This is a genomic window from Haloarcula marismortui ATCC 43049, assembly GCF_000011085.1.
GTDB lineage: Archaea > Halobacteriota > Halobacteria > Halobacteriales > Haloarculaceae > Haloarcula > Haloarcula marismortui.
This window is the reverse complement of the sequence record NC_006396.1, coordinates 183,793-206,905: the sequence shown is the minus strand read 5'-3', so window position 1 is coordinate 206,905 and position 23,113 is coordinate 183,793. Positions and strand designations below refer to the sequence as shown.

Sequence of the window (23,113 nt, the reverse complement as noted above, 5' to 3'; positions counted from 1 at the left end):
TTTATATATTTACAGCGCTCGTGACGAGATGAGACTTTACCAGAGGCGGCTCCGATGATTTGTTACCGGTGAGTTAGCTATTATCATGAACTTTTGCGTGTGTATCTGACGAGGCACAGAATGTATGTCAGACACGGATAGTGGCGATGGGACAGAGATCGAGGAGATCTCCGGCCCGGATGTCGAAGCAATCGAGTTCTACGGCGGACGGTGGATGAGTGTTATTCCCATAGGGTTGTTTATCCTGTGGGCGATTGTCCAGAGTGGCCTGTTCGGTATCGGGGATACGACTGGACTCGTCGCGGGAATGCTCGTGGCGCTCATCGTCGGGATGTTCTTCGCCAAAGGGGACTGGAAGAACTACGCGAACACCATCTTCGATGGGATGACGAAGCGAGTCGCCGCGACGGCGGTCGTCGCGTGGCTCTGGGCAGGGATGTTCTCGAACACGCTCCAGGCAGGCGGCTTCGTCGGCGGGCTCGTCTGGGCAGCGAACGCGGCCGACGTCGGGGGCGCGCTGTTCCCGGCCGCCACGTTCATCCTCGCAGCGTTGTTCACGACGGGTATCGGAACCGGCTACGGCGCAGCAGTCGCCTTCTCGGCGCTGTTCTTCCCGGCTGGCATCCTGCTCGGTGCGAACCCGGTGTTGCTGTTCGGGGCAATTCTCTCCGGGGCCGTCTTCGGGGACAACCTCGCGCCAGTCAGCGATACGACGATCGTGAGCGCGGTGACCCAAGACGCTGATATTGGCGGCGTCGTCGCCTCGCGGTTCAAATACGCCGTTGTTGCGGCGGTACTGGCGCTTGCGGCGTACGTCTTCGCCGGAAACGCGATGAGCGGGCTGAACATCTCCCAGCAAGCACAGGACCTGTTCGTTCAGAATAGCGAACCAGCAGGACTGCTGCATCTCATTTCCATGCTCGTCGTCATCGTGACGGCAGTCATGGGCCGACACATTGTCGAAGCGATCTCGTGGGGACTCATCGTTGCGGTTGTCTTCAACGTCGTCTTCGGTCTCGCACCGCTGAGTGACGTGTTGCTGTTCAAGGTTCCCGAAACGTCAGCAGCCGCGAGCTGGGCCGGCGGACTACCAATCGCGGAAGTCGTTGCGGCAGAGAACGCCGGCGTCACCGGCTCTATTTACAACGGTGCAGCCGGCTTCTTCCCGCTAATCGTGCTCGTGTTGCTCATCGTCGCCGGGTCAGAGATTATGATCCGCGGCGGTGGCTTCGAAGCGATACAGGAATGGCTGCTTGAAAACGTCGCAACGGGCGTCCGAAAGGCCGAGACGACGATGGTGGTCGGCACCGCCCTCGTCAACTCGATGATCACGATTAACACGGCGGCAGAAATCGCGATTGCGCCGTACATCGCCCGCATCGGCCAGCGGTACAATATCAACAGCTACCGCCGGGCGAACATCCTCGACGCGAACACCTCGGCACTCGGATACATCTTCCCGTGGGGCGGTGGCGTCCTCATCGGCTTCGCGACGCTACAGGGTCTCCCGGGACAGTACGAGTGGTTCACCAGTGCGATGATTGTCAACCCCGTGCAGGTGTGGCCGTACGTCTTCCACGGCTGGTTCCTGTTCGGCGTATTCCTCGTTTCCGCGCTGACCGGCTTCGGGCTCGAGTACACCACTGACCGCAAATCCAAGGATGTGACCCGTCTATGAGTATGTTCAGCAAGTTCCTCACCGGGATGTCCTTCAGGTCGACCACGCCGACGTTCGAGGCGGGCGAAGAGATAGAAGTGTACGTCACCGAACTCGACGAGGAATCCGGCGAGTTGGTCGCACAGGTCGGCGAGACTCGCCTTCACTTCGAGAACGGCGAGGCAGATATCGTTGGCTGTCGTGTGCTCGCGAAGGTCGAATCGTTCGACGACGGCGAGCACCGCGGCCGTGTCACTCACAGAAAGACGCTGTCTCAAGGGTCGTTCTAGGAGTGCCACAGAGAGCTGAGCAGCCACTGAATCAGTATCGCGCGGTCAAATAAACCGATATAATACATTCACAACACTATGAGCAATTCACTATATTCCACAGCACGACAGGACAACCAGACGACTATCGTCCCCAGCACGGACATCGAAGCGACCGTCCAGATGGCGGACCTCGTTCCGGCCATCGAGGCCGCGTTCGCCGCATACGAAAACGACACGGCGCAGATGCCGCCGAAGTCCTACATCGACCTGCCACAGCACAACGGTGACTTCCGGTCGATGCCGGCCTACCTCGAAACGGACGACTGGGAAGCGTCGGGCATCAAGTGGGTGAACGTGCACCCAGACAACCCCGACGAGTTCGACCTGCCGACCGTGATGGGGACGCTCGTGTACACGGACCCCGAGAGCGGCTTCCCGCTTGCGGTGATGGACGCGACGACACTGACCATGAAGCGAACCGGTGCGGCCGCCGCCGTGGCGACGGACCACCTCGCCGTCGAGGACGCGACCTCGCTCGGCATCATCGGCGCTGGCGTCCAGTCCTACACGCAACTGGAGGCCATTTCCCAGGTGCGACCGATAGAGTCCGTCATCGTCAGCGACCTCGACGACGACCGTGTCCAGCGGTTCATCGACACCTTCGGCGACGAGTTCGACGTCCGAGCAGGCACGATTTCGGAGGCCGCCCAGTGTGACGTCCTGTCGACGGTCACGCCGGTCGAAGACCCCATCGTCACGCTTGAGGACCTCGGGGAGCACACCCACGTCAACGCCATGGGTGCCGACGCCGAAGGGAAGCAGGAACTCCACACGGAGGTCATCCGCGAGGCGACCCTCGTCATCGACGACTTCGAACAGACGACCCACTCCGGCGAGATAAACGTCCCCTGGAGCACGGGCGAAATCGACGAGTCGGATATTGACGCCGAACTCGGCGAGATCGTCGTCGGGAACGCGCCGGGCCGTGACGACCTGTCCGGGATTAGCGTCTTCGACTCGACCGGTCTCGCGATTCAGGACATTGCTGCCGCGCGTATCGTGTACGAATCGCTCGGTGACGACAGCGGACACCGCCTCGAAATGGTGTAATCCCGGCGGTTCACGGCGTCGGTTGGTCGTTCATCCGTCGCTATCGAGTGCCGGAGTGTCGATGTGGCACACAGTTGCGGCCCGAGACATTTGTATGGGCCCTGCGATGAGCGGGTATGCGACGCGTCATCATCGATACGGACACCGCGGGCGACGACACACAGGCGATTCTCCTTTTCTGTCTCAGTGACCGAGTTACCGTCGAAGCTATCACGGTCGTTGCCGGGAACGTGCCCTTCGACAGAGAGGTCGAGAACGCGAATTACACGCTCGAACTCGCCGATTCACTCGACGTGCCCGTCTACGAAGGGGCGAGACAGCCGCTTCTCAAGGAGTTCGAACACGCGGCGTATATCCACGGTGAGGATGGCCTCGGCGGCGACCTGTTTCCCGAAACGGACATCGAATCAGCGAGCGGATTTGGACCAGATGAGATCGTCGACCGCTGTCGGGCGGCCCCTGGCGAAATCACGCTGCTCTGCATCGGCCCGCTGACCAATCTGGCGCTGGCGTACGCCCGCGAGCCTGAACTTCCGGAGCTTGTCGATGAGGTGTGGGTGATGGGCGGGAACGTCAACTGTGAGGGGAACGTCACTCCTGCCGCGGAATTCAATCTGTGGGTCGACCCCGACGCTGCCAAACGCGTGTTCAACGCCTTCGAGGTGACGCTTGTCGACTGGGGTGTGTGTCTTCGAGACGCGGTGTTTGGCTCATCCGAGTTCGGAGCAGTATCAGCGTTCGACACTGAGCTGGCGTCGTTCTTCGAGTCGGTAACCGAGCAGGCCCGGGCGTTCAACAGCGAGGGCCCCGACGACCCCGGATGGACGGCACTCCCGGACAGCGTCACCGCCGCGCTGCTGGCGTATCCGGAACTCCGCGAGGCGGTGTCGACGTACCACGTCGCGGTGGACGACCGCGACGGGCTCACCCGCGGGTACACCAGCGTCGACGTCAACGGTGTGACCGACGGGGACCCGAACACCCATGTCGTAGAATCCGTCGACAGCGACGCCTTCCAGTCCGTCATGTACTCGCTGCTCCAGTCCCGGGACCCTGACAGCGGCATCGCCGAGTGAGTCAGGAGCGGCGTCGAACACGATAGGAGCAAGATGTGTGTCGTGGTTGCCGCTGTGGGAGACCTGTGGCGCCGGTCCTGTCGCCGCGTGTTGTCCCTGGTTTTTACTGGGGCCGGCGGGATGTCAGGGCATGACGCTCACAGACCGACTCGACCAGTATCTCCGGACAGCGGGACTCGAAGCCGTCTGGTTCGCCCGACCGAACTCCTTCGCATGGCTCACAGGGGGAGGCGACAATGTCGTCGACCGGGAGGGTGACATCGGCGTCGCCGCCGCGGGCTACGACAGCGACGGCGTACGGGTCGTCGCCAATAACATCGAAGCGCCGCGGCTCCGTGACGAGGAACTCGACGGCGATGTGACCGTTGCGACGTTCGACTGGCACGCGGAGTCACTGGCCGAGGCTGTTGCTGATGCGAGTCCGGCCCCGGCGGCGGCTGATTTCGATGTCCCCGGCTTCGAGTCAGTCGACGCCACACAACTCCGACAGCCGCTGACCGAGACCCAGATGAAGCAGTGCCGTGACCTCGCGCGAGACACGGCTGAAGCAGTCGAGGCTGTCGCGCGGAAAGTCGAACCCTCGCATACCGAACTCGATGTGACCGCGGTGCTTCGACAGAAGCTCGAAGGCCGGGGCATCGCCACGCCCGTCGTGCTCGTTGGCAGCGCCGAGCGGGCGCAATCATACCGCCATTACACCTCGACTGACACTGAACTCGGCGACTACGCGCTCATATCGGTGACCGTCCAGCGAGACGGGCTCCACGTCAGCACCACCCGGGCAGTCGCGTTCGACCCGCCGGAGTGGCTCATGGAGCGAACCCACAAGGCCGCCCGCGTCGAGACCACTGCGCTGGCCGCGACACAGGTGGTCGGTCAGGGTGGCGGCACAGCGGGCGACGTGTTCGACGCGATTCAGGACGCCTACGCCGCGGTCGGCTGGGAGGGTGAGTGGCAGAACCATCATCAGGGCGGCGCAACGGGCTTCGCCGGCCGTGAGTGGATCGCCACGCCTGGACATGAGGGCGAGGTCGCGTTGCCACATGGGTACGCCTGGAACCCGACCATCGACGGGACAAAGAGCGAAGACACGTATCTCGTCTCCGACGACGACATCGAACTGCTGTCCGGGACCGGCGACTGGCCGACTGAGACGGTTTCGGCCGTCGGCTACGACCTCGAACTGCCGCGACACACGGTGCTGGAACTGTAGCGGTACTGGGACCGCCGTTGCTCGGCATGGTTAGAGAGTTTACAACGGGTGTTGTATGAACCCGTGGATTTAAGCGACGTGTCAGGCTACCCCTGTGTATGACCGCAGCGCGCGCCTGGTGGAAGGAAGCAGTCGTCTACCAGATCTATCCCCGGAGCTTCAACGACAGCGACGGCGATGGCGTCGGCGACTTGCAGGGCATCATTGAGCGCCTGGATTACGTCGCCGACCTCGGCGTCGATGTCATCTGGCTCAACCCGGTGTATGACTCTCCCCAGAAGGACAACGGCTACGACATCAGCGATTATCAGACCATCTACGACGAGTTCGGGACGATGGCCGACTGGGAAGCGCTGGTTGAAGAGGTCCACAACCGGGATATGCGGCTCGTTATGGACCTCGTCGTCAATCACACGTCGGACCAGCACGAGTGGTTTCGGAAATCCCGCCAGCGCGACCCGGAGTATGAGGACTATTACATCTGGCGCGAGGGCGGGACAGATGAAGACGGCGACCCCGTGCCGCCGAACAACTGGGAGTCCTTCTTCGGGGGCTCCGCGTGGGAGTACGACGAGGAGCGCAGCGAGTACTTCCTCCACCTGTACGACACCTCACAGCCGGACCTGAACTGGCGCAACGATTCGGTCCGGACGGACATCTTCGACACCATCGAGTGGTGGCTGGAGAAGGGCATCGACGGCTTCCGGATGGATGTCATCAACCTTCTGTCGAAAGTCGAGGGGCTGCCCGACGGCGACCCGGACAGCGAGTGGGTTGGCGCCGAGCATTTCATCGACGGCCCGGAGATGCTGTCGTACCTGACGGCGTTAGATGAGGAAGTGCTATCGAACTATGACGTGATGACCGTCGGGGAGATGCCACAGCTCACCGTCGAATCGGCTCTCGAGTACGCCGACACAGACGGCCCGCTGGACATGGCGTTTCACTTCCAGCACACGAAACTCGATTACGCTGACGGCGAGCGGTGGTCTGTCGGTGACTGGAGCCTGCCGGAACTGAAGCGTATCATCGGCCGCTGGCAGGACGGGCTGGCGGCGGACGGCTGGAACACGCTGTACTGGGAGAACCACGACCAGCCGCGGAGCGTCTCCCGCTACGGCGACCCCGAGAACTATCGCCGGGAATCCGCAAAGCTACTCGGAACGTTCATCCTCACGCTCCGTGGCACGCCATACGTCTATCAGGGGCAGGAACTCGGGATGACGAACGCCGACTGGGAGACGATGGACGACCTCCGCGACGTGGACGCGATCAACCACGCGCGAGAGTTACTCGACCGAGACGGGGTCGAGGAGTACGATGACGTGAAAGATATCGTCGGCTACCGGACCCGCGACAACGCTCGAACGCCAATGCAATGGGACGACTCGAAAAACGCCGGGTTCACCGACGGCGACCCCTGGATTCAGGTCAATCCGAACTACAGAGAGATCAACGCTGCCGACCAGCAAGCCGATGTGGATTCCGTCTACAGCTACTACCAGCGGCTCATCCAGTTGCGCGCCGACAGGGACGTGCTGGTGTACGGGGACTACACCGACCTGCTCCCCGACCACGAAACTGTCTTCGCCTTCACACGGTCGTTGTCGGCGGACTCGGGAACCGAGCGAATCCTCGTCGTCTTGCATTTCGACGACGCAACGGAGACCCTCGACCTCCCGGTCGAGTACGCCGATGCGACGCTGCTCGAGGGCAACTACGACTGTGACGACACGGACCCGGGAACGGTGACGCTCGCGCCGTACGAGGCTCGCGTCTACGAGCTATTCGACTGAGCACGTCCTCCCTCGCCTACTCCCAGCGTAACGGTCGTCACGAGGCACAGATTGAAGACTCGCCCGTTCCAGCACGTGATATGTATCTCGCTGACGAGACCTGGCCGGACCTCGACGACTATTTCGAGACGGAGTCGCTCGCGCTCGTCCCGCTCGGATCGACCGAACAACACGGGCCGCACCTCCCGCTGGCGACCGACCACCTCATCGGGGAAGCCTTCGCCCGGGAAGCCGCCGACAGGACTGGCTACCTCTGCACCCCGACGATCAACGTCGGCGTGAGTCCCCATCACAGGCAGTTCAACGGGACGATGTGGGTCGACGCGCCGGTGTTTCGTGACTACGTCGAATCGTTCACTCGGAATCTGGCGTACCACGGCATCGACCGGGTCATCTACGTGAACGCCCACGGTGGGAATATCGAGCACCTCCGGGAGGTCGGCCGCCGGCTCCGGGACGATGAAGTGCTGTACGCTATCGAGTGGATGTGGGACGAGAGCATCCCGGACCTCGTGGACGACCTGTTCGAGCAGAACGGACCACACGGCGGGCCGAAAGAGACGGCCATGATTCAACACCTGCGCTCCGAACTGGTTCACGACGACCGCCTCGAAGACGCACGGGACGGCGGGATTCCGAGCGTCGAGGCGGCAGAGACAAACAAATACGGCTCACGGACCTTCTACGACGCCGCCGATAACACCGACAACGGCGTTCTGGGCGACCAGACGGACGCGACGGCCGAGAAGGGCGCGGAGATGTTCGAGGCCGCGACCGAACAGCTTGTCAGGCTCTGTGAGTGGCTGGACGCGCAGGCGTTCGACGACCTCCTGCCGGAGCCACACGTCTAAGCCTGACGCCGTGGGAGCGAGTCCACCCGCTCACTTGGCAGGTGGCTTTTTGCGACGGGCGGATGTACGATGGGTATGGCCCTCCTCCTGTTTCCCGGTATGCCCGGCGCTATCGAACTGGGCATTCTCCTCGTCATGATGGGACTGTTTCTCGTCGTTCCCCTCGCACTCATTGTCGCCGCGTACCTGTTCGGGAAGCGCCGCGGCAGAGCCGAAGTGAGCGACCGAGCCGAATCCTGACCAATCGCCAGACGGCGGCCAATCGGCGCGTTACGGCCCTCTCGCCGCGAATCGACTCGTTTATCGGTCCCACCCTATGAGGGTGATGTGTGTCCCCACCGAGTCCCCATCCGGAGTCGCTTCGTAGCCGAGCGTTCGAAATAACGGTCGATGACGGACGAGAGACCTTCAACGCGCTCAGTATCGAGCACGCCGACTGTGAGACGGAGTGGATTATCTCCGACACAGTGTGTGCGCTCGAAAATATGCGGTAACTGTACGCTGTTGTGTTGTGGCGCTACGGTAGCGAACCGTACTGCGTCGGACCGCTGACCCGCTGTGACCGCACAGACGCTCTTCTTGTGCTTCACTCCGCAGAGAGCCGTCGCCAGACTGGCATGAACACACCGTAGAACGAGCCAAAGAACAGGACAACAGCAACGATAGCTAATTCGCGCCCCTCCACGCCGAAGACATCATACAGGGTTCGGAGAACGATGATAACCCCGAGTCCCCAGATAGCGAATGCCGTTTGCTCTTTCCAAGACATCCCCCTCCTACGGAACACACGCTGTCTCCACAACAGACGGTATCAAACCCTGTGGTTCAAATACGATGGCGGAATGCCGCGTAGAAAGCAGTGCCACACGGCCCATGTCGTCAGACGGACCACTGCTAGACCAGATGATGTAGCCATGTCCGGCCAGACAAAAGTCCGCTACCCAGATTACTCGGTCGGAACAGGACCGGTCCCGAGGACATCTCGGACTGCACTCTCGAACTCCTGGCGGTCGGAGAAATACGGCACGTCGACGTCCTCAAGCACCGTTGCCAGTTCCTGCGGGCCGTCGGGCGTCCGAACCGTCGTGTCACCCTCGCGGTCGACGATAGTGCTGTGTTCGATGCCCCAGGTGAGCCGGGCCGAGACGCGGGAAAGCGGCGCACCGGTAACGTCGGGTCCGTCGCCGAGTTCGACAGCCGGCTCCTCCGCGTCCTCGCTTTCGTCGTCGCTCATACCCGAACAGTGCCCGTGGGTCCGATTAGTGCTTTCGGAACGGCTCGCGTATCTGTCGGACTGCGTACGCGCGTGCCCGCGTCATGCATCTGTCTGACGGGTAGTTTTATCGGATGTAGCAGTAGTGTACTGCATGACTAGTCTCACCGACGTGTACGAAGGGGAGGTTGGACGCGTCGCATCGCGTCGCCAGCAACTCGTCGGGACGGCTCTGTTTCTCGTTGGTGTTGCCGGACTCGTCGGGGCAATCGCACTCGCAACGACCGCCCTCGGAAACAGATACGGGCTGGACGCTTACGCAGCCAGGCGAGTCGCCGGCATCATCGCCGGGCTCGGGCTGCCGTCGGTTATTCTCGGCGTGTTCGCGGTATTGCCGGCCAGTCGTCGAATCCGGCTGACTGCGCTCGGCGGAACAGGTGTCGCAGCGGGCGGCGTCGGCCTGTTCCAGTCGCTGTACCCCTACAGCTGGACCAGCAGCGACCCGCTGCTGGCACTGCTTACCGGCGTCGTCTACTTCGCTGGTATCGTAACGACGTTCTGGTGCCTGTTCGCGTCGCTTGCGACGTTCAAGACGCGAAACGACCCCGGTGGGACGGCACGCATGGAGGTGACCGAGGAAGGAACGATTCGCCTCGTCGAAGAAGCCCGAACGCTCCCGGGGCTGGGCGGCATCGGATTTTTCGGACAGGACCCGGACGGCACAGTCGAGACGCAGACGAATCGGCCGGGGACGGGTACCGAGGGCGCTGTCAGCGACGGCGGGACCGGACAGCGCTCGAACGATACACGCAGGGCCAACAGCTGCCGTCGGCAACCGACGGGGGACACGCAGTCTGACCGCAGCACGCGGTCCAATCGACAGTCGGGCAGCGGTACAGCGACGGAGCGACAGTCGGGCCGTCAGGCGAACACTCGTTCGAGCACCGGTCAGCAAACCACCGCCTCAAGTGGAGCAGACCAGACCGGCCCCTCCGAGAACACACTCGACCCGAGAATAGCTGAGGCAGGCCCGGAAGCAACGCCGTCGGCTGACGGCGGTACGGCGACGACGGGACGCGATGCGATTACCGAGACGGCGGTCCATCAGGGCGAACCAGACACATACTGCGGGAACTGCCGGCATTTCGAGTATGTGATGCAGGACGGCGACATCGAGCCGTACTGTTCGTTCCACGGCGAAGTCATGGACGACATGGAAGCCTGCTCGGCGTGGGTTCGAAACGACTGAGACGGTCGACACGCCGATTTTATTGTTCGTTCCACACTACACGGCAACACGGAGAGAGAACGGCCCGGGCGAAACCGGGTGTTTAACACGGTCGGCAAGCAAACGGTGGTACTACAATGGAGTTTTGCGACGAATGCGGTTCGATGATGAAAACGGACGACGAGCGCTGGGTCTGTGGTAGCTGCGGCTACGAAAAGGCTCGAAACGCCGAGGCCGAACAGGAGATGGCCGTCACCACGCAGGGCCAGGAGGAGTCGGAAGTCGTCGACACCTCCGAGGTCGATGCCGAAGACATGGGGCCGACGACGGGCGCTCGCTGTCCCGAATGTGGCAACGAGCGGGCCTTCTACGAAATGAAGCAGATCCGCGCGGCCGACGAGTCCGAGACTCGGTTTTTCACCTGCACCGAGTGCGAACACAAGTGGCGAGAGGACGACCACTGAGGCCAGCCCGTGCCCACTGACCCCGCGTACCCGGACGTACCCGCTGACCAGTTACGCGATGGCGGCTGGGAGCTCGTCGACGAGAGCGTCGAAACAGTCTTTCAATTACCGACAGCCCGCGTCGAGGGGGCGACGAAGGTGTACGATGCTGCCGAGACGCGTGAGGCCGTCCGGGACGCAATCGGGCTCGACCACCAGTGGCGGTTCTTTTTCGCGACCGCACTATCGTTTACCCCGCCGCTTGCGCCGGGCATCGGGCCGGCGATGATTCTCCCGACAGTCCGCTCAGAGGCCCAGTCAGCCTTCGCCGATGAACTGGCCGACAGGGGGTTCGAGTCCATCGAGCGCGGGCGGAGAGAACGAGTCCGCGTGGACAGCGGCGACCGAGCGCGGCTCCGGACCTACAGCGCCGAACTCGATCTCGAAGCGATCGACGCGACGCTGTCGATTACCGGCTGGGTTGGCGTCTGGCACGGCGACGGGTTCCGTATCGCCGCTGGGGCGTATCCCGACCGGTCGCTGGCGACCCTCTTGAGTGTGGAAAATCCGCCTGAACCGCTCCGGCGGACGCCGTCGGACTACCGGGCCGAACTGCTTTCCCTCATTCGCGCCGTGGCGTAATCGCCAGGAGCGCGCCGTCGAGGAACAGTTGGATCGGCCCGAGACCGAGTCGGTTTATAAGCGAACTCGGAACGGCGTCCGCGCCGAGGCGGGCAACGGGCGCTCCGCGAACGCGGATTTCAGCCGTCAGTCCGGCAGCGGCCAGCGCCGCGGCGGCGTCCCGTCCTCCGACCAGTCGATCCCGCCAGAGATCGAGCGCCGCCCCGAACGACGGGAAGTCGACGGCGACGAGGTCGTCGTATCCGCGGACGGTGAACGCGACCCCGTCCCGCTCGACGGTCAGGTCGGCGTCGACGAGGAGGTCCGGCTTTCGCTCGATCAGGTCGAACAGATCACCGACCGCCTTCGTCGTGGTGACCACTGTCAGTCGTTGTCGCGTGTCGTGATGGTCAGCGTGCCGTCGACCCGCCAGCGAGCGTGCTCGGCGTCCTCGCCGGCCTTGCTCGGGACATCGACTTCCATGTCGTCGAAGTCGTACGTTATTTCGGCATTGCGCCCAGTCAGGCGGTCGTAAAGCCCGATTGCGAGGTCTGGCCAGGTTGTCGTCTCCATCGGCGTCTCTGATTCGCTCATGCAGTATACCATACGCACTCCTACATGTTTAAAGTCGACCCCAACAACAGGGGGTGAGCAGACCGACGGAGGCCGTCAGGGCCGCCGCGCGAATGTCAGGTATCCGGTGTGACCGACGCCACCGGTCGATGGGCGGGAGCCGCGGTCGTCGAAGTCCATCTCCCGCTGGATGGTGTCAAGCGTTTCGACGCCGTCGAGGCCGACCTCGGTGGCCGTTGCGACGACTTCGCGCGTGTTCTCCACGAACGGGGAGTACACCGCCAGCGACCCGCCGCGGTCCAGCAGCGTAGGCGTTCGCTCGACCACAGTCGGTGCGTCTTCGGTGTCGAGTGTCAGCACGTCAAAGCCCGAGAGGTCGTCGAGGTCGTCCGTAATGTCACCGGTCCGGACCTCGACGGTATCAGCGACGCCGGCGATCTCCATGTTCTGGCGCGCGACCTCGGCGAACTCTGGGTCCTGCTCGTAAGTAACCACGTCAGCGCCGATACGGCCCATGTACGCGCTGAGGATGCCGGTCCCGGTCCCGGCATCGAGGACACGGTCCGCAGCGGCTACCCCGGTCTTGCCGACGACCAGCCCCACGTCGCGGGGCATCATCGGCGCGCCGGTGCGTTCGAGGTGGGTAAACAGGTCCGGGCCGCGGAGTCGACGGACGGTGAAGCCGGTCCCCAGATGCGTCTCGACGACATCGCCCGGTTCCACGTCTTCGGGCACTTCCAGAATGCCGAGGTCGGATTCGAACCGCTCGCCGGGGTCCAGCAGGTACTCGCGGTCTTCGTGGACGAAGAGGTACGCCACGTTACTCTAGTTCGTCGACCGCGTCCGCGAGGTCGCCGTCGTTGGCTTCGAGCGCCTCTCGCGCGGTGTCTTCGTCAACGCCGGCCCGCATCGCGACGAGTTCGACGTCGTCCTCGTCGACGCCGGAGCTGCTGTCGCTCTCGTCCGAATCGCCCTCAGCCGCGGCCGAGCCTTCGCCGGAGCCGAGTTCGCGGCTCTCAGGCTCGCCGACGACCTGATACGTTTTCTGGCCCTGGGCTTCCATGAGCTGGACCTCCGCGTCGTCGAAGACGAGTTCCTCGTCAGGTGTGCGGATAATTACTTCCTGCGCATCGATGTCCTCCATGTCGATGCCCATCTGTTCCATCATCTGCTTCATCTTGCGCGGGTTCATCCCGCCGCCTCCGCCAAACATACGTAGGACTGGCGGGGCAGGGCAGAAAAGCGTAGCGACCCGGACTCGGACCGACGTTTGTCGCGGGACAGGCCCGTCGACCGGACGAAACCGGCACACACCCACGGCTTCGTAACGATTCTAAGGCTCGCCCGTGCATCTCCGCCGTGTCACTGCTGTCGATCTTCGCCACGGCGATCCTCCCGGTCGTCGCCGTCGCTGCGGCGGGCTTCGCGCTCGGCCGACTGCAAGGCACCGACCCCGACGCGCTCAACACCATCACGGTGTACGTCCTCGCACCGGCGCTCGTCGTCCACAGCCTGACCACGTCCTCGCTGGCCGGCGACACGATTCTGAGCGTCGTCCTCGCCGTCGTGTTGTTCACCGCCGCAATGGTCCTCCTCGCAGAGGGTGTCGGTCGCCTCACGGGCCACTCGGAACCCTTGCTGGGCGCGTTTGTCCTCGTGTCTATCTTTCCCAACACCGGGAACTACGGCATTCCACTGGCGGATTTCGCCTTCGGTGCGACGGGGCGGAGCACGGCCGTCCTCGTGACCGCACTGCAGGGCGTGTTGCTCTACACCGTCGGCATCTACATCGCCGCGCGGGGCAGCGGCGGCAGCCCGCTGGCGGATATGCGTCGCGTGTTCGGTGTGCCGCTCATCTACGCCGTCGTCGTAGCGCTGGCACTCCGGTGGGTCGGCGCAGTACCGCCGACGGAGTCGACAGTGATGCAGACGCTGGAACTGCTTGGCAACGCGTCGATTCCAGTGATGTTGCTCATCCTCGGGATTCAACTCTCGAACGTCGACGGGAACAGCGACTTCCAGTCCGTCGGTATCGCCAGCGCATTGAAACTCCTGCTCGCGCCAGTGTTCGCGTTCGCCGCAGTGCTCGCAGTCGGGTTCCAGAACCAGACGGTCGCGCGGGTCGTCGTGCTACTGCTGGCGACGCCGACCGGCGTGACGACCATCATCCTCGTTGGCGCGTTCAGCCATGGGACAGGGGACCAGTCGCCGAGCGAACTCGTCAGTGCAACGGTGTTCCTGACGACCATCGCAAGTGCCGTAACGGTCACGCTGCTAGTGTGGCTACTGCAGTCGGGACTGGTGCTGTGACTACTCTTCCCAGTATATTCTGATCTCGTCAGCGGTAATATCGACAAAGTGATTCGAGCCGCTGCTGACCGCGAACCGACCGATGTTCCGTTCGATAGTCCGGCTGGGACCGCCAGCGACCGCGACAGTAATCGTGTATGTTCCGGTCGCACCAATGGTCGGGTCATACTCGACGGACTCGCCGGCAACCAGCGTCTCCGTCTCATCGAGCACCGTCGCTTCGTCCCGTGTGATGGTGAGTGTGACAGTCTGTTCACTGTCCGTGTCGTTGTCGATGATAAACAGGATCGGGTCGTCGGGGGCGGGCGTTACTGTCGGTGTCGGCGTGTCCTGCGGTGTTTCGGTCACGGGTGCTGTCGACTGTTCCGCTGGCGTCGCTGTGGCTGTCGGTGTCGTCGAGCCGGTCGTCGCCGTGTCGTCACCGGGCGCAACACAGCCGGCGACTGGGGAGAGCGCGAGCGCGGCGAGGAGGGTGCGGCGGCGCATATCGCTCGTCCCGACGGGAGCAGCAAATGCTTTTTGTCATACGGGATGGTGTCGAGCAGGGCCGGAGAGTCCCAACCCCGGGGTCGGCACGTACCGGGCGGTCACGACGCCACTCCGTCTCAGTCCTCTGCACCCTGCCGGACTTTCACGGCCATCCCCGTCTCGAAGTCGTCCATGCCGCTGCCGGGCAGTTCCGCGCGGCCGACGGCGAGCAGATAGCCGTCTTCGTGGACGACGAGGGCTTCGTCGCCCGGACGGAGGGCGCTGTCGGCGGACTGCACAAACTTCGCGAAGGCGTTGCGGCCCTCGCGGATGAACGGCTCGCTCTCGTCGCCAACGACCACGCGATGTCGCGGCCCGTCGAATGCATCAAGGAGCCGGTTCCCGCCGGCGAGTCCGAGCCGAAAGCGCCCGTCGTCGCCGTACGTAGCGATCCGGCCATCCGTGGCATGGACCTGCCGCGGACGGCCGGAGCTGGTGTGTGTTACGTCGAGGGTATCGGGACCTGCGAACAGCGCCGTCCCGCCGCCACCGCCGAACTGGTAGTCGGCTGCACGCCGGAGCCCGCGGAACTCATCGTCACTCATTGCCCGTGTTCGATGCCGGGTGATAAACCGCCTTTCGGTTCCGTCCGTGCCACTATCCAGTGGAATCCGAAACGAAATGTGTGCCAGACCGTGGCTGCCCGAACCACGGCCGACAGAAATTGTGTGGCGATGTTGAGTGCCACTCCCCCCGGTCCGTTCCGAATCAGCGGTCCGGCCCTCTGGGTGACAGACTCGAACCGGAATGCCAGTGGTTCGCTCCGTCACTCGCCCCGGCCCGAGTGTGCGGGGCGTGTGCCTCTGTATCCAATCCGTGTCGGAGGTCCGACGACGATGCTTGGAACTGCAGTGGGTCTCTATCTCGCGCCTGGTCCGTGACGAGCAGCCGCGAGGGTGTACCGACACGCCTCAACACGTGGCAACATGCTGTCGCTATGACCCAACTGGTCGGGGGCACTACGAGGGGATGTATGTACTGCTTCAGTTGTGCAGGTGGGCCCGAAATACCGTGCTGCCGAGCTGGAGCGGTGGCGTTTCGCAGGAGAAATATGGGTATTGCTGTCCTGTCCCATACTTTCCTCCATCGGTTTTGGGGAAATTTATACCCGATGACTTCTTAGGGATTGGTGATATGGCTACAGACACGCGAAAAGTAATGCTGGGCGCTCTGCTGCTGGCGATCAGCAGCGTGCTCATCCTTGGTACAGGGGCAATCGACATCGGCATCCCGGCCGCTGCCGGAGCGCTGGCTGCGCTGGGGCTGGCCGCCGGAGCGCTCCTCGTTGGAACGTCAGAAGACGGTCGCCCGGTCTAACCGCCGAGAGAACCTTTTCCTTCGACAGTAACCCAAACACCGTAGCTGTAGGCCCGTCGAACCGCAGAAAACCGCGGGAGAATGTCGGTTACGTGGGTAAACAGCAGTGGACAGAGCGGCGGAGCGACCGCCCAGACACTGATTCGGCTACAGCAGGAACCGGTCGGAGTCGTCGCTCATGTCGATAAATCCATCAACGGCCGCTTTGAGGTCTTCGGAGGACGACTCCTCGAATCCCATCGCTTCGACGCGACAGCCCTCGTGGCGGAGATATCGACACACGCGAGCGAAATCCCCGTCGCCGGTACAGAGCACTACTGTATCGACGTGATTCGCCAGCGAGACGGCGTCGAGGCTCATCCCGACATCCCAGTCGGCTTTCTTCGACCCGTCCTGAAACGTCTTGATGTCCTTGATGCGTGTCTCGAAGCCAATGTCGACGAGCGCTTCGAAAAACGACTCTTCTTCGGGCGAGTCCGCTCGGATGACGTAGGCGATAGCACGGGTCAGTTCGCGGCCGTCAACGGCCTCTTCCAGTAGTGCCTCGTAGTCGATGTTCCGCGAGTAAAGACTCCGGGCAGTGTGATAGAGGTTTTGCGCGTCGGCCAGTACGGCCACGCGCTGTCCCGGCTGGGAAACTGTCATATCAGGTATTGGCTATCGGTCCGAATATGCTTTCGGGATACAAACGTGAAACAGCGGGGTAATTATGCCCCAACTAACCAGTTGTTGTCGGTTCAGCAGTTCTATCCGTGCAGAGAATATATCAATACAGCAACCGGACATCCGGGCAGTGCAGCCGGACAATTTATTAAATCCACCGTCTGTCAGTATGTGTATGACAATTCAGCGAATGTTATTTCGTGAGCCAGACGGACGGCAGAAGGGGCTCCTTTTCTCACTCTTCTCGTTCATCTGCATCCTTGGGTGGGTGTATTTCGGTATTGTACTCGACGGCCCTCACAACATGCTCTTTTTGGGTATCGCGTTTGCGTTCTCTGGGTTCGCGGAATTCCTGCCCCCGAATCGACGACGTTCAGCGGGAGTCCTGCGAATGCTCGGCCTCGGGACGCTCGTTGTCTTCGTTATTCTCCTCATCTCGGTTCCAGAATCAATCTGGGGCTGAGCGCGAGGAAATGGGTATGACCAATATGCACGTCTACTGACCGGTTGTTTCAGGCAGAACTCAACTTTACAGGTGCAGTCGCGCCGTCCACGATTCGATAGCGCTTCGAACACACTGTGAACGGCGACCGCGAGAACACAAAAGCTAAGTCAGTCACACGCAGTTACTCGACCATGCGACGACGCCGTCAGTCCGGAACCGCTTCATGGCTCCCCGGTGAGGGCGTCGTCCGCGCAAAGCGCAAGCCGACGTTTTAGCGACTCGTGGCGGACGTGGCGACTCCGTCTCGGGTCAGGTCGTTTGACACACAACAGCCGGCGGTATCGGCCGGCTACCGCACCGTTTCCGACCGGACAACCGAACCCACAGCGACACCAGACACACAGCAATGACAGCGATTGACTTCCACGGCGTGTTCCCAGCGATGTGCACGCCATTCCATCAAGACGGCAGTATTGACTTCGAAACACTCAGAGACGACGCCCAGCGGCTCGAATCCGCCGGCGTGGACGGACTCGTGCCTGTCGGCTCGACCGGCGAATCGGCGACGCTCTCCCACGACGAACACATCGAGGTTGTCGAGGCGGTCATCGACGCCGTCGACGACGTGCCAGTCATCGCCGGCTCAGGGTCGAACAACACCAAGGAAGCACTGGAGCTATCGCGGCGCTCCGCCGAGGCCGGCGCTGATGCCCTGTTGCTCATCTCGCCGTACTACAACAAGCCCGAACAGCAGGGGTTTATCGACCACTACACGACCCTAGCCGACGCTGTCGACCTGCCACAGATCGTCTACAACGTCCCCTCGCGGACGGGCCAGAACATCGAGCCGGACACGGCGGCCGAACTCGCGTCGCACCCGAACATCCGCGCATACAAGGCTGCGAGCGGCGACATGAACCAGATTTCCGAGATCATCGAGCGCACACGAGACGAGGACTTCGCGGTGCTGTCCGGTGACGACGGGATGACGCTACCGATGCTGTCAGTCGGTGGAACTGGTTGTATCTCTGTCTCGGCCAACATCGAACCGGAGCGCACCTGCGCCATGGTCGGGGCGGCGCTGTCTGGCGACTTCGAGCGAGCGCAAGCGATTCATCACGAACTCGGGCCGCTGTTCCGCGCGATGTTCGTCGAGACCAACCCCATTCCGGTCAAGGAGGCGATGCGAATCCGGGGCTACGGCCCAGCACACCTCCGCTCGCCACTGACCCGCCTGTCCGACGAACACCTCGACCACCTGCGTGACGTGCTCGCCACGCTCGAAACCGAAGACCTCGAAGATGAGTACGCGGAGGCCGAGCGATGACGCGAGTGGCGGTCAACGGCGTCACCGGCCAGATGGGCGGGGCCGTCATCGAGGCCGCCACCGACAGCGAGGTCGTGGTCGGCTTCGCGACCAGCGACACGGATGCGGTTGACGACGTCCCGGTCGTCCACCCGGCCGAGGCCGCCGCTGCGCTCCGGGAGTACGACGTGGACGTTGTGGTCGATTTCGCCGTCCCTAAGGGTGCGCTGACCGTCGCCGAGGCCTGCGTCGAGGCGGGCGTCCCGATGGTTGTCGGAACCACCGGCTTCGACGAGGACGGGCTGGCCCGCCTGCAAGACGCCAGCGAGGAGATTCCGCTGCTGAAAGCCACGAATTTCTCACAGGGGATTCAGGTCCTCCAGCGTCTCATCAGCGAGGCCGTCGGCACGCTCGACGACTACGACCTCGAACTCATGGAGACTCACCACAACCGCAAAGTCGACGCCCCGTCGGGAACGGCCAGCAGCATCCTCGACGTAATTCAGGAAGAGCGCGACGTGGAACCAGTGTACGGCCGCGAAGGGCACGCCCCGCGTGAAGACGACGAAATCGGCGTGTTCGCTCGCCGGGCCGGCGACGTTCGCGGGGAGCACGAACTCGTACTGGCCGGCAATGACGAAGTCCTCTCGCTCTCCCACCGAGCCGAGGACCGCGGCGTGTTCGCCGCCGGCGCACTCGACGCCGCGACGTGGCTCGTCGGCCGCGACAGCGGATGGTACGAGTTCGGCGACGTGGTCGACGCGTAGAACCGCGAGAGATACATACCTGATTATACGTCCTTGTATACTTCGGCCAATATTAGAATCAGCCTTATACGTCTCTCTGCGCAACGAATCTGTATGGCAACAAAGCAATCTGTCCAACTCCCCGCGTCCGATTGTCCCCACTGTGCGGCCTCCTTCGAAGCCGCGGCACCCCAAATCAGCATGTGCCCCGAGTGTGGTTACATTCCGGGACACGGGTCAGACTGAGGCAACACGCCGCTGGCAGACCTGAGAGGCAAGATACTGGCTGAAACGGACGAATTCACCCGCGACCCGGTTTCGCCGCACGTCTTCCGGGTCATCGCACCGAAACGAAACTGCAAGCAGCGAAGATTATTGCCGGTAGGGCGACGCTGCGTGGCCTACAGTTGCTCGAAGGTCCACTTCTGGTTGTCGCCGCCAACGTAGCTGTACTGCTGGACATTCGCGCCGTCGCTGGTCGAGGCGGCTTCAACATCCAGCGCTTTGCCGCTGTGGCGGGCCAACAGTCGGTAGCTTCCGTCGGCGTTCTCCTCGATAGCCCACTGCTGGTTCTCACCGCCGGCATAGGCGTACTGCTGGACGTTCGCGCCGTCGCTGGTCGAGGCGGCATCGACATCCAGCGCCTTGCCGCTGTGGACCGCTTCCAGTTTGTAGTAGCCGTTTCCGAGGTCGGTGACGACCCACTGCTGATTGTCGCCACCGCTGTACTCGTACTGATGGACGTTCGCGCCGTCACTGGTCGAGGCGAACTCGACATCTAGCGCCTTGCCGCTGTTGCGGTTCCGGAGGACATACGCCTCACCGGAGACGATGTCGTTTCCGTCGCTGCCGTCGGACGGGAGGATGCGCATGGCGGTCCCGCCGCCCGCGCCCATGGAGATGCTGACGCTGTCGCCAGCCGAGACGTTGTAGTCGCTGATAACGACTGCGGTCGGGTTGTTGTCCACGTCGGCCTCGGCGGCGTCAGCGTACTCGGTGACCGTCCAGCCGTCGGACTGACTCGACAGGAAATCGAGTGAGACAGTCAGGTCGCGGGCGGTGCCGTCGGTCATCGCCCCGAGGTACCACTCGTCGCCGCTCCGTTTCGCCGTCACGATGTAATCGCCAATCTGGCCGTCGACGGCGACCGTTTCGTCCCAGCTCACGGGGACGTTCTCGATGTAGTCGAACTCCGGCTCGGTGTCGTAGTTTTCGGCCGCTGCGACGCTGTCGCTGAAGTTGCTGTAGGCGGCCGGGAACGGTGCGCCAGCGCCCTGGTCGGTGACCCCAACGGTGTTGAGGTTGAAACCGCCGACATCGTTCGACCCGAGCTTGATGCCGATACGGTTCGTGCCCGCGTCGAGGTCAACAGACACTGTGTGGATATCCCAGGTGTCCCAGTAGCTCGTGAACGACGGCGCGAGCGTCTGTTCTGTGCCGTTAACGACGAGCGTCGCCTCGGGACTGCCGTTGTCCTGAACCGCTGTCGAGTTGTCTTCCTGATCGGCCGCGTAGCGCAGATGGAGGTCGTAGGTCCCGGCGCTGGGGACGTTTTTTACCGTGAACCGGACCGTCGCGCCGTCGGGCTCCCGGTTCGGGTCGACCGGGACGTAGTGCGCGCCGAAGGCGTTGCGCCATCTGTCGGCCGTAATCATGCCGTTGAGGGTGCCCGAGGGTGCCTGGACGAACTCCCCGACCTCGAAGGACTCGTCGACGTAAGCTTCCATCCGGTCGGCAGCCATCTGGATACCGCCCAGATAGTTCGGGTACATCGCGAGCTGTTTGGCGCGCGTGGTCTGAATCTGGTCGCCCTCGCTGTCGTTGAACGTGATGTCGAAGATGCCGGGCTGGTAGCTCGTCGGCCCGGCGAGCATCCGCGTGAACGGCAGGAGAACGTGGTGGTCGCGGCCGACGTTCGACCCCAGCGAGCCGAACCCGTCGTACTCTTGGGCCTTGACGACCTCGCGAGCGGCGACGTTGGGGTACGTCCTGATTTCCCCGGTTGGTTTGATACCCTCGTGAATCTCCAGCATCTGCCGGTTCGAAGCGGCTTCCTGGATAACGAGTCGGTGGTGGTTGACAGAACGCTGGCAGTGCTGGTTGTGGCTCACCGTCGTTGAGTCGCTCGAATCACCGTACAGCCCGGGGTCGTTGACGTACCCGTTCTTGATTGAGCGAATCCCCTCGTTCTCGTAGCCACTGAAGATGCCGTCGTTCTGGATTTCGTCCTCGTAGTTGACGAGGTTCCCCGACGTCTCGTCGTGCATCGTCATCTCGACGGGGTTCGAGAGGCTGGCCCCGTAGCTGGTGACCTCGGGCACGTCGAAGTCCGGGTAGGACTCGGTCACGCCCATCTCCAGGTCGGTCCCGTCCTTGTTGGCCCCGTAGCTGCTCCACCCCTTATTCCAGCCCTCCGCGAGCACGCTGTCTATGCCGTGTTCACTGGAGAAGGCCATGTAGCGTTTCATCCGCTCGGTCCGGGCCCCGTGGATGTACTCTGCGGGGTTGTTGCCGTTGTTCTCGATTTCGCTGTCGCTCTTGTACTCCCAGTTGGCGCTTCCGGCAATCATCGTCCACCAGATGCCGGTGTACTTGCGGCCGTTCTCCAGCCAACTTGTGTCGACAGTGCCGTCGGAGTTCGTCGGGAACACGCTCCCGTCCAGTGGGTCAGCGAGCAGCGGAACCAGCTGTGATTCGACGAGGTCGCTCGGCGAGGTCCCGAGTTGGACGGTTCGCCACGGCGTGACGTGTGGGGCCGACGCCGACACCTTGTTGCCGTCCGGCAGCGGGGCCAGGTCGACGGCCATCTCTTTGCTCCCGCTGTCGGACTGTGCGGCAAGCGCCATCGTCGCGTAGTCCTCGAGGTTCGACTCGTGCACGCTGAGATACGTGCCGTCGCCGGCCTGCATCGTCACCGGCGTGTGTGCGCCGGCCCGCTTGACGTTGTTGTTGGGACTGGTGCCGTCGTCCGTCTCGATGACCTTGTCACCGGCCGGGATGGCACTCAGCGAACTCTCGGTGTACTCCTGTTCGAAGCGCGGATTCACGTACTCGTTCTCAATCCACCAGGCCGTGTAGTCGCCGCTGAAGTTGAACTCCGTCGTCTCGGAGCTAATGGTGAAATCGCCGAAGTCGCTGTCGAATGCGACCCGGAAGCCAAGCCCGTCGTTGAACACCCGCACCTCGATGTTCGCCGAGCGGCCGGGACTCGCCGTTTCCTCCAGCCCCAGCCGGAGGAAGTTGTAGTCCTCTGATACCGTTTCGAAGTCACCCCATTCGGGCTCCCACGTCTCCGTCTTGGTGCCGCTCTCGCTGCCCGTGACGGTGATGTCCGGTCCGGACCCGCTGACGGCCGTGCCAAACGCCGCCTGGTTCGCGAACTCGAACCCGATGGGAGACAGGTCGATGTACGTCGTCCCGCCGAACGCCACGTCGTACTGTGGGACGCCCGTGGACACGTCGACGGTCACCTCGATTGCGCCATCCGGAGACGCCACGCTCTGAACGTCGGAGTTGTCGCCAGAGGTCACCTGCGCAGCGATTCCTTCGGGAACCTCCATGGAGTAGGCTGCTGCCGCTACCAGCCCTGAGATGCCACTGAGGAAGTCTCGTCGATTCACCGAACGGTCGTGCCAATCGCCGTCAGTCATCCGCGTTGTAAATTTACAATAATCATAATAAACTTTTTTCTGGGTCAGTTGACACCCCCCGTCGGCGAGTTTAGCGTGCCGAAAATTGCCGGCTG

Annotated in this window: 27 protein-coding genes; 17 read left to right on the top strand and 10 right to left on the bottom strand. The window is 62.8% G+C overall.

What is annotated here, in order from left to right; genetic code table 11:
• Positions 1-124: 124 nt before the first annotated feature.
• The 9 genes from RR_RS05050 to RR_RS22270 all read left to right on the top strand — a co-directional run bounded on the left by RR_RS05050 (position 125) and on the right by RR_RS22270 (position 8,469).
• Positions 125-1,678 carry a Na+/H+ antiporter NhaC family protein gene (locus RR_RS05050; protein ID WP_004962895.1) on the top strand — a complete coding sequence of 518 codons (1,554 nt, stop codon included), beginning with the start codon at positions 125-127 and terminating at the stop codon, positions 1,676-1,678.
• Positions 1,675-1,947 carry a DUF7513 family protein gene (locus RR_RS05045; protein ID WP_004962897.1) on the top strand — a complete coding sequence of 91 codons (273 nt, stop codon included), beginning with the start codon at positions 1,675-1,677 and terminating at the stop codon, positions 1,945-1,947. The genes RR_RS05050 and RR_RS05045 overlap by 4 nt, the downstream gene beginning before the upstream one ends.
• A 78-nt stretch (positions 1,948-2,025) precedes the next feature.
• On the top strand, positions 2,026-3,039 hold the full coding sequence (locus RR_RS05040) for an alanine dehydrogenase (protein WP_011222902.1): 1,014 nt from the start codon (positions 2,026-2,028) through the stop codon (positions 3,037-3,039).
• Between the two features lie 116 nt (positions 3,040-3,155).
• Positions 3,156-4,115 (top strand): nucleoside hydrolase, encoded by a 960-nt coding sequence (locus RR_RS05035; protein ID WP_011222901.1) that lies wholly within the window; start codon positions 3,156-3,158, stop codon positions 4,113-4,115.
• 130 nt (positions 4,116-4,245) lie between these two features.
• Positions 4,246-5,328 (top strand): M24 family metallopeptidase, encoded by a 1,083-nt coding sequence (locus tag RR_RS05030; RefSeq protein WP_011222900.1) that lies wholly within the window; start codon positions 4,246-4,248, stop codon positions 5,326-5,328.
• Positions 5,329-5,426: 98 nt separating this feature from the next.
• On the top strand, positions 5,427-7,124 hold the full coding sequence (locus RR_RS05025) for a glycoside hydrolase family 13 protein (RefSeq protein WP_011222899.1): 1,698 nt from the start codon (positions 5,427-5,429) through the stop codon (positions 7,122-7,124).
• A gap of 80 nt (positions 7,125-7,204) precedes the next feature.
• Positions 7,205-7,975 carry a creatininase family protein gene (locus tag RR_RS05020; protein WP_004962915.1) on the top strand — a complete coding sequence of 257 codons (771 nt, stop codon included), beginning with the start codon at positions 7,205-7,207 and terminating at the stop codon, positions 7,973-7,975.
• A gap of 75 nt (positions 7,976-8,050) precedes the next feature.
• Positions 8,051-8,215 (top strand): hypothetical protein, encoded by a 165-nt coding sequence (locus RR_RS22275; protein WP_167467343.1) that lies wholly within the window; start codon positions 8,051-8,053, stop codon positions 8,213-8,215.
• A gap of 89 nt (positions 8,216-8,304) precedes the next feature.
• Complete coding sequence (locus RR_RS22270; RefSeq protein WP_004962921.1) at positions 8,305-8,469, top strand: hypothetical protein; 165 nt, start codon at positions 8,305-8,307, stop codon at positions 8,467-8,469.
• Positions 8,470-8,561: 92 nt separating this feature from the next.
• On the opposite strand, the gene RR_RS05015 is transcribed toward RR_RS22270, so the two are convergent.
• Positions 8,562-8,762 (bottom strand): hypothetical protein, encoded by a 201-nt coding sequence (locus tag RR_RS05015; protein ID WP_004962924.1) that lies wholly within the window; start codon positions 8,760-8,762, stop codon positions 8,562-8,564.
• Between the two features lie 159 nt (positions 8,763-8,921).
• Positions 8,922-9,209 (bottom strand): DUF5789 family protein, encoded by a 288-nt coding sequence (locus RR_RS05010; RefSeq protein WP_004962927.1) that lies wholly within the window; start codon positions 9,207-9,209, stop codon positions 8,922-8,924.
• Positions 9,210-9,342: 133 nt separating this feature from the next.
• Here RR_RS05010 and RR_RS05005 point away from each other — a divergent pair, with 133 nt between their 5' ends.
• The 3 genes from RR_RS05005 to RR_RS04995 all read left to right on the top strand — a co-directional run bounded on the left by RR_RS05005 (position 9,343) and on the right by RR_RS04995 (position 11,501).
• Complete coding sequence (locus tag RR_RS05005) at positions 9,343-10,437, top strand: DUF7139 domain-containing protein (RefSeq protein WP_011222898.1); 1,095 nt, start codon at positions 9,343-9,345, stop codon at positions 10,435-10,437.
• Positions 10,438-10,553: 116 nt separating this feature from the next.
• Positions 10,554-10,880 carry a transcription factor S gene (locus RR_RS05000; RefSeq protein WP_011222897.1) on the top strand — a complete coding sequence of 109 codons (327 nt, stop codon included), beginning with the start codon at positions 10,554-10,556 and terminating at the stop codon, positions 10,878-10,880.
• 9 nt (positions 10,881-10,889) lie between these two features.
• Positions 10,890-11,501, top strand: coding sequence for a hypothetical protein (locus tag RR_RS04995; RefSeq protein WP_004962935.1), 612 nt, complete (start codon positions 10,890-10,892; stop codon positions 11,499-11,501).
• Here RR_RS04995 and RR_RS04990 read toward each other — a convergent pair.
• The 4 genes from RR_RS04990 to RR_RS04975 all read right to left on the bottom strand — a co-directional run bounded on the left by RR_RS04990 (position 11,482) and on the right by RR_RS04975 (position 13,266).
• On the bottom strand, positions 11,482-11,862 hold the full coding sequence (locus RR_RS04990) for a hypothetical protein (RefSeq protein ID WP_049938720.1): 381 nt from the start codon (positions 11,860-11,862) through the stop codon (positions 11,482-11,484). The genes RR_RS04995 and RR_RS04990 overlap by 20 nt on opposite strands.
• 2 nt (positions 11,863-11,864) lie before the next feature.
• Positions 11,865-12,074 carry a hypothetical protein gene (locus RR_RS04985; RefSeq protein ID WP_004962941.1) on the bottom strand — a complete coding sequence of 70 codons (210 nt, stop codon included), beginning with the start codon at positions 12,072-12,074 and terminating at the stop codon, positions 11,865-11,867.
• Between the two features lie 75 nt (positions 12,075-12,149).
• Positions 12,150-12,872, bottom strand: coding sequence for a methyltransferase domain-containing protein (locus RR_RS04980; protein ID WP_004962944.1), 723 nt, complete (start codon positions 12,870-12,872; stop codon positions 12,150-12,152).
• A 1-nt stretch (position 12,873) separates the two neighbouring features.
• Positions 12,874-13,266: a nascent polypeptide-associated complex protein gene (locus RR_RS04975; RefSeq protein WP_011222893.1), complete on the bottom strand. Its 393-nt coding sequence runs from the start codon at positions 13,264-13,266 to the stop codon at positions 12,874-12,876.
• Between the two features lie 146 nt (positions 13,267-13,412).
• Here RR_RS04975 and RR_RS04970 point away from each other — a divergent pair, with 146 nt between their 5' ends.
• Positions 13,413-14,363, top strand: coding sequence for an AEC family transporter (locus RR_RS04970; RefSeq protein WP_007188326.1), 951 nt, complete (start codon positions 13,413-13,415; stop codon positions 14,361-14,363).
• On the opposite strand, the gene RR_RS04965 is transcribed toward RR_RS04970, so the two are convergent.
• Positions 14,364-14,849, bottom strand: a complete 486-nt coding sequence (locus RR_RS04965; RefSeq protein WP_011222891.1) for a hypothetical protein — start codon at positions 14,847-14,849, stop codon at positions 14,364-14,366. It abuts the gene before it with no gap.
• Positions 14,850-14,968: 119 nt separating this feature from the next.
• On the bottom strand, positions 14,969-15,436 hold the full coding sequence (locus RR_RS04960; protein ID WP_011222890.1) for a PUA domain-containing protein: 468 nt from the start codon (positions 15,434-15,436) through the stop codon (positions 14,969-14,971).
• A gap of 589 nt (positions 15,437-16,025) precedes the next feature.
• Between RR_RS04960 and RR_RS04955 the strand changes: the two genes are divergently transcribed.
• Complete coding sequence (locus tag RR_RS04955; protein ID WP_049919236.1) at positions 16,026-16,208, top strand: hypothetical protein; 183 nt, start codon at positions 16,026-16,028, stop codon at positions 16,206-16,208.
• Positions 16,209-16,355: 147 nt separating this feature from the next.
• Here the strand turns inward: RR_RS04955 and RR_RS04950 are convergent, their stop codons facing one another.
• Positions 16,356-16,853 carry an NYN domain-containing protein gene (locus tag RR_RS04950; protein WP_004516675.1) on the bottom strand — a complete coding sequence of 166 codons (498 nt, stop codon included), beginning with the start codon at positions 16,851-16,853 and terminating at the stop codon, positions 16,356-16,358.
• Between the two features lie 193 nt (positions 16,854-17,046).
• Here RR_RS04950 and RR_RS04945 point away from each other — a divergent pair, with 193 nt between their 5' ends.
• From RR_RS04945 to dapB, 3 genes are all read left to right on the top strand, one after another.
• Positions 17,047-17,334, top strand: coding sequence for a hypothetical protein (locus RR_RS04945; RefSeq protein WP_004962960.1), 288 nt, complete (start codon positions 17,047-17,049; stop codon positions 17,332-17,334).
• 388 nt (positions 17,335-17,722) lie between these two features.
• Entirely contained in the window at positions 17,723-18,643 is a 921-nt protein-coding gene (gene dapA / locus RR_RS04940) for a 4-hydroxy-tetrahydrodipicolinate synthase (RefSeq protein WP_004962963.1), read from the top strand.
• On the top strand, positions 18,640-19,389 hold the full coding sequence (gene dapB / locus RR_RS04935) for a 4-hydroxy-tetrahydrodipicolinate reductase (RefSeq protein ID WP_007188322.1): 750 nt from the start codon (positions 18,640-18,642) through the stop codon (positions 19,387-19,389). Before dapA ends, dapB begins: the two co-directional genes overlap by 4 nt.
• A gap of 380 nt (positions 19,390-19,769) precedes the next feature.
• Here dapB and RR_RS04930 read toward each other — a convergent pair whose 3' ends face one another.
• On the bottom strand, positions 19,770-23,018 hold the full coding sequence (locus RR_RS04930; RefSeq protein ID WP_049938716.1) for a glycoside hydrolase family 97 catalytic domain-containing protein: 3,249 nt from the start codon (positions 23,016-23,018) through the stop codon (positions 19,770-19,772).
• Positions 23,019-23,113: the final 95 nt, after the last annotated feature.

Coding starts and splice junctions, on each gene's coding strand:
- RR_RS05040 (WP_011222902.1), top strand. CDS start 2,026: ATGAGCAATTCACTATATTCCACAGCACGACAGGACAACCAGACGACT.
- RR_RS05010 (WP_004962927.1), bottom strand. CDS start 9,209: ATGAGCGACGACGAAAGCGAGGACGCGGAGGAGCCGGCTGTCGAACTC.
- RR_RS05020 (WP_004962915.1), top strand. CDS start 7,205: ATGTATCTCGCTGACGAGACCTGGCCGGACCTCGACGACTATTTCGAG.
- RR_RS05050 (WP_004962895.1), top strand. CDS start 125: ATGTCAGACACGGATAGTGGCGATGGGACAGAGATCGAGGAGATCTCC.
- RR_RS04975 (WP_011222893.1), bottom strand. CDS start 13,266: ATGTTTGGCGGAGGCGGCGGGATGAACCCGCGCAAGATGAAGCAGATG.
- RR_RS04950 (WP_004516675.1), bottom strand. CDS start 16,853: ATGACAGTTTCCCAGCCGGGACAGCGCGTGGCCGTACTGGCCGACGCG.
- RR_RS05045 (WP_004962897.1), top strand. CDS start 1,675: ATGAGTATGTTCAGCAAGTTCCTCACCGGGATGTCCTTCAGGTCGACC.
- RR_RS05030 (WP_011222900.1), top strand. CDS start 4,246: ATGACGCTCACAGACCGACTCGACCAGTATCTCCGGACAGCGGGACTC.
- RR_RS05005 (WP_011222898.1), top strand. CDS start 9,343: ATGACTAGTCTCACCGACGTGTACGAAGGGGAGGTTGGACGCGTCGCA.
- RR_RS05000 (WP_011222897.1), top strand. CDS start 10,554: ATGGAGTTTTGCGACGAATGCGGTTCGATGATGAAAACGGACGACGAG.
- RR_RS04985 (WP_004962941.1), bottom strand. CDS start 12,074: ATGAGCGAATCAGAGACGCCGATGGAGACGACAACCTGGCCAGACCTC.
- RR_RS04955 (WP_049919236.1), top strand. CDS start 16,026: ATGGCTACAGACACGCGAAAAGTAATGCTGGGCGCTCTGCTGCTGGCG.
- RR_RS04945 (WP_004962960.1), top strand. CDS start 17,047: ATGACAATTCAGCGAATGTTATTTCGTGAGCCAGACGGACGGCAGAAG.
- RR_RS22275 (WP_167467343.1), top strand. CDS start 8,051: ATGGCCCTCCTCCTGTTTCCCGGTATGCCCGGCGCTATCGAACTGGGC.
- dapA (WP_004962963.1), top strand. CDS start 17,723: ATGACAGCGATTGACTTCCACGGCGTGTTCCCAGCGATGTGCACGCCA.
- RR_RS04960 (WP_011222890.1), bottom strand. CDS start 15,436: ATGAGTGACGATGAGTTCCGCGGGCTCCGGCGTGCAGCCGACTACCAG.
- RR_RS05035 (WP_011222901.1), top strand. CDS start 3,156: ATGCGACGCGTCATCATCGATACGGACACCGCGGGCGACGACACACAG.
- dapB (WP_007188322.1), top strand. CDS start 18,640: ATGACGCGAGTGGCGGTCAACGGCGTCACCGGCCAGATGGGCGGGGCC.
- RR_RS05025 (WP_011222899.1), top strand. CDS start 5,427: ATGACCGCAGCGCGCGCCTGGTGGAAGGAAGCAGTCGTCTACCAGATC.
- RR_RS04930 (WP_049938716.1), bottom strand. CDS start 23,018: ATGACTGACGGCGATTGGCACGACCGTTCGGTGAATCGACGAGACTTC.
- RR_RS04965 (WP_011222891.1), bottom strand. CDS start 14,849: ATGCGCCGCCGCACCCTCCTCGCCGCGCTCGCGCTCTCCCCAGTCGCC.